This is a genomic window from Blastococcus sp. KM273129 (genome assembly GCF_021698995.1).
Lineage (GTDB): Bacteria > Actinomycetota > Actinomycetes > Mycobacteriales > Geodermatophilaceae > Blastococcus.
Genome location: NZ_SSXB01000175.1, coordinates 1 through 1,004 on the forward strand (window position 1 = coordinate 1; position 1,004 = coordinate 1,004).

The 1,004-nt window shown below is 81.1% G+C and carries 1 protein-coding gene; it reads right to left on the reverse strand.

Annotation, left to right across the window (positions count from 1 at the left end):
* Positions 1-94 precede the first annotated feature (94 nt).
* Positions 95-1,004: MFS transporter (locus tag E9565_RS21895; protein ID WP_236836726.1), on the reverse strand; the 910-nt coding region annotated here is incomplete at its 5' end.

The following is a 1,004-nucleotide window of genomic DNA, read 5'->3' on the forward strand; positions in this document are numbered from 1 at the left end:
GACCCGACCACCGCGCTGCACCCCACGGCCGGACGCTGAAGCACCCGGCCCGATGCCCCCTGCCCGCTACAGCTCTTGACTGGCGAGGCGAAAGCTAGCCGGCGGCGGCCGGCTCCCGCGGGCCCGCACCGACCGCTCCCGTCCACCCGGGGCGCGCGGCGGCGCCGGCGCCGATCAGCACCGTCGCCGCCGCGACCAGCAGGGCCGCGGCAAGGCCGGGGCCTGCCGCCAGGGCGCCGAGCGCCACGGCGCCGAGCGCCTGGCCGGCGGTGAGGCCCACGAACAGGAACGCCGCGGCAGCCGCCGCCCCGTCCGGGCGTGCCCGTGCACCCCAGGCGATCAGCACGCCGCTGAGCGCCACGAAGGCGCCGCCGAAGGCGGCCAGGGCGAGACCGGCCACCCACGGATCGCCGGGCCGCACGGCGAGCAGCGCGGTCGCGGCCGCGGCCACCAGCAGGCTGCCGCGCCAGGCGGCGCGCACCCCGACGCGCTCGACCAACGCACCGCTGACCCCGCCGAGCAGGCCCGCCGCGCCCAGGACGCACCACAGCGCCCCGCTGGTCCCGGCGGACAGCTCACCCGCCCCGGTCATCAGGTCCCGGCCGAAGGTCCAGACGCCGGCGCACCCCGCGCCCGCGATCACGGCGGCCACGGTCGGCCGGCCCAGCGCGCGCCACGGCCGGTCGGCGGGGCCGGACGGCGCGACGGGGCCCGGCCAGCGGGCCGACCGGTCGGCGGCCCAGGTGACCACGAGCGCCAGGACGGCGAACCCCAGCCAGGCCGCCCGCCAGGCATCGGGGGCGGCGAGCACCAGCAGGCCGCCGGCCACCACACCGGCCCCGGTGCCGCTGTTGACCACCCCCTGCGCACGCCCCTCGGTCTCCGGGGAGAGGGACGCGGCGATCGCGGCGACCAGCGCCGGTGTCGCGGCGCCGGCCCCGCCACCGGCGACCAGCACCCCGACGGCGAGCACCGCGGTTCCCGGCGCGACCGCCACCACCGCC